At 74.4% G+C, this 8,543-nt stretch carries 7 protein-coding genes; 2 read left to right on the top strand and 5 right to left on the bottom strand.

Going from position 1 to position 8,543, the window contains the following annotated elements:
• The 5 genes from G446_RS0108055 to G446_RS0108035 form a co-directional block, all read right to left on the bottom strand.
• Positions 1-198, bottom strand: a 198-nt coding sequence (locus G446_RS0108055) for a transposase (protein WP_026409773.1), incomplete at its 3' end; no start/stop codon positions are given.
• An 876-nt stretch (positions 199-1,074) separates the two neighbouring features.
• Positions 1,075-2,226, bottom strand: a complete 1,152-nt coding sequence (locus tag G446_RS0108050) for an App1 family protein phosphatidate phosphatase (protein WP_026409772.1) — start codon at positions 2,224-2,226, stop codon at positions 1,075-1,077.
• 33 nt (positions 2,227-2,259) lie between these two features.
• Positions 2,260-3,540 carry a glycosyltransferase 87 family protein gene (locus G446_RS16755; protein ID WP_084779089.1) on the bottom strand — a complete coding sequence of 427 codons (1,281 nt, stop codon included), beginning with the start codon at positions 3,538-3,540 and terminating at the stop codon, positions 2,260-2,262.
• A 64-nt stretch (positions 3,541-3,604) separates the two neighbouring features.
• Positions 3,605-4,915, bottom strand: coding sequence for an MFS transporter (locus G446_RS0108040; RefSeq protein ID WP_026409771.1), 1,311 nt, complete (start codon positions 4,913-4,915; stop codon positions 3,605-3,607).
• Between the two features lie 21 nt (positions 4,916-4,936).
• A complete protein-coding gene (locus G446_RS0108035) occupies positions 4,937-6,142 on the bottom strand; it encodes a variant leucine-rich repeat-containing protein (RefSeq protein ID WP_034469729.1) in 1,206 nt (401 codons plus the stop codon).
• Between the two features lie 440 nt (positions 6,143-6,582).
• Between G446_RS0108035 and G446_RS0108030 the strand changes: the two genes are divergently transcribed.
• Together G446_RS0108030 and G446_RS18745 are read left to right on the top strand one after the other, a co-directional pair.
• Positions 6,583-7,344, top strand: coding sequence for a PP2C family protein-serine/threonine phosphatase (locus tag G446_RS0108030; RefSeq protein ID WP_026409769.1), 762 nt, complete (start codon positions 6,583-6,585; stop codon positions 7,342-7,344).
• On the top strand, positions 7,341-8,513 hold the full coding sequence (locus G446_RS18745) for an FHA domain-containing protein (RefSeq protein WP_051285777.1): 1,173 nt from the start codon (positions 7,341-7,343) through the stop codon (positions 8,511-8,513). The genes G446_RS0108030 and G446_RS18745 overlap by 4 nt, the downstream gene beginning before the upstream one ends.
• Positions 8,514-8,543: the final 30 nt, after the last annotated feature.

Below are 8,543 nucleotides of genomic sequence, written 5' to 3'. Positions count from 1 at the left end.
CGTGCCGTTGCGCCTGTTGGTGCGATGCGGGGTGCGCTCGTAGCGCCCCGCGCCGATCACGGCGGCGGCCTCGGCGTCGACCAGATCCTGCAGCCCGGCCTGGAGCAGGCGGCGGAAGACGTCATCGTGAGCCAGATCCGGGTCGGCAAGGACTTCCCGGATCAGCGTGGACACGGCAGACTGGTTCGTGGCGGGCATCGTGGGTGCACTCCTTGTGAATCTGGCTGAGGAACAGGGCTCCCACGATGCCCGCCGCCCGTGCCGACGACCCCGGGCGGAAGCCCCGCGGGAATTGCCACCACACTAAGAGACGCACCCCGGGGCCGGGCCGATCCCGCCGGGCCGGGCCGATCCCACGGGTCGGCGTCCGGAGGGGCCGGCGGGATGGCGGCGGCGTTCCACGACTCGATGCGTCCCGTGCGCGTCCGGTGTTCGGAGGGGCCGGCGGCGTCCGCTACGCCCCTTTCCCTCTGCTACGCCTCTTGACCCTTCACTGTACGAGAAGAACAGGCGTAGCGAAGGGTGGAGGGGCGTAGCAGAGGGAAAGAGGCGCAGTAGATGAGCGGGTCGGGCGTCGGGAGCGGCCCGGGCGGTGGTGGGAGATGTTCCGGCGCCCCCGCCCCCGCCGGTCGTCTCGCATGGTGGGACGGCGTCTCGCATGCCGTGACGCGCCCCGGTTCGCGAGCACGTCACTTAACCCGCGAGATCGTACCCCGACCCGCGAGATCGTCACTTAACCCGCGAGCACGTACCTCTAGCAGACGTTCTCGCGGGTTAAGTGACGATCTCGGCGGTTACCCGACATTCTCGCGGGTTACCCGACGATCTCGCGGACCCCGGCGCCCGGCGCCGCCGCGCCCCGGACGCCGGGACGCGCACTCCGCCCTCGAGAACGACGGTCGGACCGCCGTGGTCCAGCGGAACGCAAGTGGTCCAAGGAGAACGCCACCATGAGCCCGCTGAATAACCTTCTTGACGGAGGAGCGTCCCGCTCCCCGCCGGGGATGGCGGTGGGTGAGGGGAAGGTTGATTACCGGTGAGCACAGCGTCCCGCCGCCCGCCGGGATGGCGGAGTCAGGACCACCGGGCCGCGCCCGCCGCCCCGGGGGCGTCGCCCCCCATGATCCAGTCGGGCAGCAGCCGGGCCAGCTCGTAGCCGTCGCGGCCGACGACCACCGGCACGTCCGATTCGGCCAGCACGCGCGCCACCGGCCCCAGGCCCATCGGGTGGGCGAACTGCGTGCCGGCGAGCACCTGCTCCTTCTGGCTCAGCCGCCGGATCGCCACCGCCGCCACCCGGTCGGAGTGCTCGCGCACCGCCTCGGAGTAGATGAGCGGGTCGTGCTGGCCGTCGTCGCCGATGAGCAGCCAGCTCACCTCCGGCAGGTCGATCATGAGGCGCCGCAGCTCGGTGCGCTTGTGCTCGATGCCCGAGCGGAACCAGCCCGTGTTCGTCGGGCCCCAGTCGGTCATGAGCTTGGGGGCGGCCGGGAAGCCGTTCTTCTTGAAGAAGGAGCGCAGGGTCGGCACCACGTTCCACGCCCCTGTCGACACGAAGATGAGGGGGGCGTCGGGGTGCGAGTCGCTCACCGTGTTGAGCAGCGTCGCCATCCCGGGCACGGGCTCGCGGTTGGCGGCGTTCTTGACCAGCAGGTTCCAGGCGGCGATGAACATGCGCGGCACGTTCGTGACCATGGCCGTGTCGTCGATGTCGCAGACGATCCCCAGGCGGCTGCCCGGGGCGACGATGTGGACGCGCGTGCTCACCCGTCCGGCCCCGGCGGCGTCGATGACGACGTCGTGCCAGCCGGCGCCCAGCCCGTGGTCGCGCACGACGACGTCGATGTAGCCGGAGCGGTCCGCGCGGGTGCGCACGACGGCGCCGCCCACGCGGATCGTGACCGGCAGGTGGGGCACGGGCACGTCGATGAACTGGCGCCAGCCGCGCTGGGCGTCGATGAGGGTGTCCAGGGCCATCTCCCGCATCGCCGTCGCCGAGGTGGGCAGGCCCTCGGGGACGGAGCGGAACATGGGCCCCTCCGCGGGGGCGTCGGCCGGGCGCATGAGCATGCGCGCCAGGACGCGCGCCATGGAGCCCCGCTCGCCCGCCGAGCCGTAGCCCTCGTAGCCGATGACCCGGGGGCGCCAGCCGCGCGCCTTGAGCACGGGGATGACGTCCCGGTAGATCCGGTTCTCGGCGGCGCGGGCGATGTCGGAGAGGGGCACGAGCCGAATTCTATGGGGCCGGGCCCGCCGTCGTCAGGGCTGCGGCGCCGCCTCGCGGGGGCGCTCGGGCGCGGCGCGGGCGGGCAGGCTCCGGGCCAGGACCGCCCCGGTGGCCAGCGCCCACCACGTGTAGGACGAGCCGACGACGGTGGCCCAGGCGGGCCAGTCCTGCTCGACGTGGTTCTGCTCGGGGAACCACCACTGCATGGCCAGGACGAAGACGGCCGCGCCGGCGCCCGCCGTCGTCAGCAGCCCCGGTGCGCGCCACCGCCGCCCGGCCGCCGCCAGGGCGATAATCGCGGGCGCGCACCACACCCAGTGGTGGGACCAGGAGATCGGCGAGACGAGCAGCCCGGCCACCATGGCGACGCAGACCTGGAGGCACAGGACGAGCCCGTCGTCGGCCCCGGTCCCGTCGGTCCCGCTGGTCGCACTGCCGCCGGTCCGGACCCGGTCCAGGCGGCGCAGCAGCAGCCAGGCCCCGGCGACGGCGCCCAGCACGCACAGCCCCCAGGCGGGCGTCCAGGCCGCTTCGGGCAGCCAGCGGGCGACGGCGCCCTTGAGGTTCTGGTTGCCCGAGTAGTCGGCGAAGCCGGCCCGGCCCGGGTCCCACATGGCCCGGGTGAAGAACTCGGTCGACTCGGCGGGCCACGCCGCCCAGCAGGCGGCCGTGACCGCCGTCGCCGTGCCGACCATGGTGGCCGCCGCCCGCCACTCGCGGCGCGCCAGCAGGACCAGCACGGCGATCGCGGGAGTGAGCTTGAAGGCCGCCGCCAGTCCGCTGAGCGCACCGCGCAGGCGCGAGCGCTCGGGCACGGCCAGCAGATCGAGCGCGACCAGGGCCATGAGCAGGGCGTTGACCTGCCCGTACTCCATGGTCTTGGGCACCGGCTCCAGCGCCGTGACGGCGGCCAGGGCGAGCCAGGGGGCCGCGCCCGCCGCCACGTCCTTCGCGGCGCCGAGGCGGCGCAGCAGCGCCCACAGGGTCGCCGCCACGCACAGGGGCGTGGCCACCACGAGCAGCACCTGGGCGGTGCGGTCCGACCCCCAGGTCAGGGGGGTCAGCGCCAGTGCAGCGAAGGGCGGGTAGGTGAAGGGCCACAGGTGCTGGGCGGGGTTGGCGTACCAGCCGTAGAGGCTGCCGCCCGCGTGCCACTGGGCGACGGCGTGGTAGTAGATCCAGGCGTCGAGCTTGGGCAGGCCGGCGCCGTCCTTGCCCCACAGGGCCGGGTAGCAGGTCGCGGCCAGCCCGGCCCAGGCGATCACCCGGGCCGCGCGTGATCCGAGGGCGAGTCTCAGGGTCTGGGTCACCACGGGCCAGGAGTGTAATGGAGCGTCGCCTCTCAATGCGATGGGTGCGGCCGGCGGGCGGCGCCCGTCACCGCTCGTCGGGGCGGCCCTCGAGCGGGACGCGGGAGTGGGTGCGGGCGCGCCGCAGGATCCGCAGACTGCCCGCCGTCACCGCCGCGCCGACCCAGGCGAAGCCGACCACCAGCAGGTAGCCGCCGCGCGAGCCCGAGGCGTCCAGGACCCGCCCGGCGATCAGGGACCCCAGGGACACGCCGATATTGAGGGCGGTGCTGACCCAGGCCAGCCCCTCCGTCAGCTGGGAGGGCGCCACCGTCACCTGGACGATGTTGTTGCCGCTGGTGATGGTCGGGGCGATGGCCAGGCCGGTGAGCACGTACAGGGCCGACAGCACCGCGAGGTTCGGGGCGACGGTGAAGGTTGAGGCGCCCAGCGCCAGGGCCAGCGCCCCGGCCGCCAGCTGCTTCCACAGCGGCCACCCCCACGAGCGCGACCCGTACGCGAGGGCGGCGAGGAAGGACCCGGCCGCCCAGGCCGCCAGGGCCGCGCCCGCGGCGGGCTTCTGACCGAGCTCGGTGGCGAAGGCGACGACGGTGACGTCGTTGGCCCCGAACATCGCGCCGGAGGTGAGGAATATCACGGCGATGGATACGACCGCGCCGTGGGCCAGCACCGGCCGGTGCGGCGTCGGCTCCGGGGCGGCCGGGCCCCGCGCGCGCTCGGCGGCGCCGCGCTCGCCGTCGCCGCGGCCCGGGTCCGCCGTCCGGCGACGGCGCGGGTGCGGGGCGGGCTCGGTGGCCCGCTGGGACAGGAACCACAGCCCCCCGCCCGTCTGCAGGGCCATGGCGGCGATCCAGCCGCTGGTGACCGGCAGCGCCGGCGTCGTGCACAGGACTGTGGCCAGGACGGGGCCGATCATGAAGGCCGTCTCGTCCAGGGCCGCCTCCAGGGAGAAGGCCGTGTGGATGTCGTCGGGCGATTTCAGCAGCGCCGTCCAGCGCGAGCGCACCAGCGAGCCCATGGACCCCGACAGCGCGCCGGCCAGGGCGGACAGCGCGATGAGTGACCACGGCGCCGCGCGGTGCTGGGCGGCCGCGGCCAGGGCGAGCAGCGAGGCGCTGGAGGCGACCAGGGCCGGCGCCATGACCCGCGCCTGCCCGTGGGCGTCGACCAGGCGGGCCAGGAGGGGCGCGCCGACGGCGGTCGCGACGATATTGGCGGCGCTGACCGCCCCGGCCGCCGAGTAGGAGCCGTACAGGTCCTGGACCGCCAGAATGGTGGAGATGCCCACCATGGACATGGGGAAGCGGGCCAGGAGCCCCGCGGCGGAGAAGCGCAGGGCCCCCGGCCTGCGCAGAATGCGGCCGTAGGCGGTGGGCATGTGGGCTGTCGGGCTCCCCGCTCAGTGGCTCTTGTTGATCTGGCTGTCCCGCGAGAGCTTGAACCCCTGCCCGGTGACCTGGCTCCAGCACTCGACGCCGTCGTCCTTGGAGGTGCAGGCGAAGGCGTCGCTCTTGGCGCTGGCGTCGTAGGACAGGACGGCCCCGGAGGCGGAGAAGCCCGTGTCGCAGCTGATGGAGACCTCCCCGTTCTTGCCCACGGCCATGGTCAGGGGCTTGCCCGTGGCGTCCGGGCAGCTGCCCTGGGGGCCGGTCGTGTTGTGCTGGTTGATCGTGCACGAGACGGAGTTCTTGCTCAGGGTGCAGCTGACATTGCCGCTCGGGGTGGTGAACCCGCTCAGCTCGATGGCGTTGCTGGGGGCGGGGGCCTTGAAGGTGGGTGTCGCCGAGGGCGTGGGGGTGGGCGTGGGAGTGGGTGTGGGTGTGGGGGTCTTGCTGGGCTTGGCGGACGGGGAGGCGCTCGACGTCCCCTCCGGCGTCTGGGGCGCGGTCGAGGTCTTGTCCGAGGTCTTCGACCCGGCGCCGGCCTCGTCGTCGCCGTCTTTGTCGTTCATCACGGCGAACCACCAGACGATGAGGGCGACGACGAGCACGAGGGCGATGGCCGCCAGGATCCACAGCCAGATGCCCGAGCGCGAGGCCTCCTCCGGCTCGTCCTCGCCGACGCCGAACACGCCTTGATCGGCCGGGGCGCTCCAGGCCTGCTGGGCGGGCTGGGCCTGGTAGGCGGGCTGAGCCTGGTACTGGGGCTGGGCGGGCTGGGGCTGGTAGGCGGGCTGGGCCTGGTACTGCGTCTGGTACTGGGGCTCGGCGGACTGGACCTGGAAGGGGGACTGGGTCTGGTACTGCGTCTGGGCCTCCGCCGGCACGCTCTGCAGGGGCGCCGTGTCGCCCTGGGCCGAGGACGCGGAGACGGGGACGGCGAAGGTCTTCATCTCCTCGGTGGCGGGCTGGTCGCCGGGGGGCGCCTGGGTGGCCGCCGCGGTGAGCGTGCCGTTCATCTGCGCCTGGGTGCGGGCCGCGAGCGCGGCGTCGACGGCGGGGTCGCCCAGCGTCCCCAACCAGTTCAGCAGATCCGGGTAGGTGCGGGGGTTGGCGGCGATGTACGGGCGCAGACCGGGGTAGTTCTGGGCGAGCTCGTGCAGGGTGGTGAGCTCGGCATTGGGGTCCGTCGCCCGTGCGACAAGGTCGTCCTGAGCCTGAGACATGCTGAGTCCTCCGGAGAGTGGTACCCGACGCAGGCAAACGGGGCGCCCGGTTTCTCCGGTGCCCTTGACGCGAATGGTCGTGCGCGGGTGTCGGCGGGTACCGACTGCCGAGAGCCTACCCGAGGCCCCGCCCCTTGCGCCTGGGCCGTTGGTGTGGCGGTCGTGGCGCGAGCGTCACCGATCGGCCGATCGACCGACGCCCGGCTCCCCGGCCGTCCGATCGCCCGGCTCCCCGGCTCTCCGGCCGGTCGGCGGGTACTTCTTCCCCTCGTCCGGGCCGGTCGGCGGGGCGGGGCTACACTCCGATGACGCCCCGGGCCGGTATCGTCGGTGGAGCCGGTTCGAGCCCTCCCGCACCGTGCGGCGGGGGCTGGGGCGCCGACCATGGACGCGAGGGAGAATCGATGATCGAGTCGCACGACGCCGTCGGGGCAGCCACCATGAATGCTCCTTCGGCGCCGTGCGTCGTGCCCGTTCCCAGATTCGGGGCGGCGACCGACGTCGGCCGTCTGCGCTCGGTCAACGAGGACGGCTACCTCGCCACCGCCCCCGCCTTCATCGTCGTCGACGGCATGGGCGGGCACGCCGCCGGGCGCTCGGCCACCCGCGCCGCCCTCGGGGCGCTCGGGTCGCTGACCTCCACGCGCGTGACCGACGTCGACACCGTCGTCGACACCGTGCGCGCCGCGGCCGCCGCCGTCACCGCCATCCCCTCCCACGCCCTGTACCGGCCCGGGGCCACGGTCGCCGGGGTGGTCCTGGCCGACCTCGCCGAGGGGCCGACCTGGATCGCCTTCAATATCGGCGACGCCCGCGTCTACCTGCTGCGCGAGGGCCTGCTCGAGCAGGTCACCAAGGACCACTCCCACGTCCAGGCCCTCATCGACGCCCACCGCCTCACCCCGCTGGAGGCCCGCACCGATCCGCGGCGCAATGTCGTCACCCGGGCCCTGGGCGGCGGCATCAACGACGCGGGCGTGCCCGACACCCACCTGCTGCCCGTGCGCGGCGGGGACCGCATCCTCGTGTGCTCCGACGGCCTGAGCGACGAGCTCGACGACGAGGCCCTGGCCACGGTGCTGGGCGCGGGCCTGTCGCCGCAGCGCGCTGCCGAGATGTGCGTCGCCGCGGCCCTGGAGGCCGGCGGGCACGACAATGCGACGGCCCTCGTCGTCGACATGCCCGCCCGGGAGGGCACGTGATCGGGGTGAGCTCCGGGATCATCGAGCTGCGCGGGCGCTACGGCGTCGCGCAGCTGCGGGCCGACGCCCCCGCGGACCTCGTCGCGCGGCTGCGGGAGCTGCTGGAGGGGGCCGACGGCGCCGACGGCGCCCGGGACGGCGTCGTCCGGAACAGCGATCCCGGGCCGACCGCCCCGCTGCGCGCCGACGCCGAGGACGATCCCGGGCCAGCCGGCCCGCTGCGCGCCGACGCCGAGGCGGGCGCCTGGGCCGCCGCCGTCATGTACGCCTCCGCCTCCACCGCCGACGCCCCGCAGGAGGCCCCGAACGCGTCGGACCGGGTCGAGGAGTCGCCCGAGACGATCACCTGGTCCGAGGAGGACGAGGCGCGCGCGAGCGCCGCCACCACCGGCGTGTGGGTCCCCTCCTCGGAACCCGCGACCCCGCCGCCGTCGTCGTCCTCGCCCGCCTACCCCGAGCCCGAGCCCGGCTCCGGGCGGCGGCGCCGGCGCCCGGGCGCCGCGACGCCCGGGGCGGCGTCCCGTCGTCCGTCCTCGCCCGCCGAGTCCGCGCGGCCGCCGCGCCGCCCCCCGTGGGCCGATCAGCACCGGCCGGCCCCCACCGAGGTGATCTCCTCCGGCGCATCGGCCTCCGGCGCGTCGGCGCCCACCGCCGGGTACATGACCTTCGCGCGCTCGCAGGACGCCGGCGCCATGTCCGCCCCGCAGAGCGTGGTGCCCCTCGTGTGGGCCTCCGTCTGCGCGGCCGGCCACGTCAACCCGCCCGACGCCCCCGGATGCCTGAGCTGCAGCGCGCCCCTGACCGGCGAGCGGCGCCAGGTGCCGTTGCCGGTCCTGGCGACCCTGGTCCTGTCCACCGGGTGGTCGGTGCCGGTGCGCGGCGAGATCATCATCGGCCGGGCCCCCAGGGCCCGCCCCGGCTGCGCCCCGGGCACGTCCCTGGTGCAGGTCCCCAGCCCCACCCAGACGGTCTCCCGCTCCCACCTGCAGGTGACGACGGCCGGCTGGAGCGTGCTGGCCCTCGACCTCGGTTCGAATAACGGCACCGTGCTCGCCCGTCCCGGAATGTCCCCGGTCCTGCTGGCGACCTCGCTTCCGACTCCCTTATTCGTGGGAGACTTGCTGGACGTGGGCGACGGCGTCACCCTCCGGATCGACCCACCGCTGTAGGTCCTTCTGCGAAGGCCCCGAACCCACCTG

Origin of the sequence: Actinomyces dentalis DSM 19115 (assembly GCF_000429225.1) — a bacterium.
GTDB lineage: Bacteria > Actinomycetota > Actinomycetes > Actinomycetales > Actinomycetaceae > Actinomyces > Actinomyces dentalis.
The sequence above is the reverse complement of the archived record's forward strand: the minus strand, read 5'-3'. Positions and strand labels throughout refer to the sequence as shown.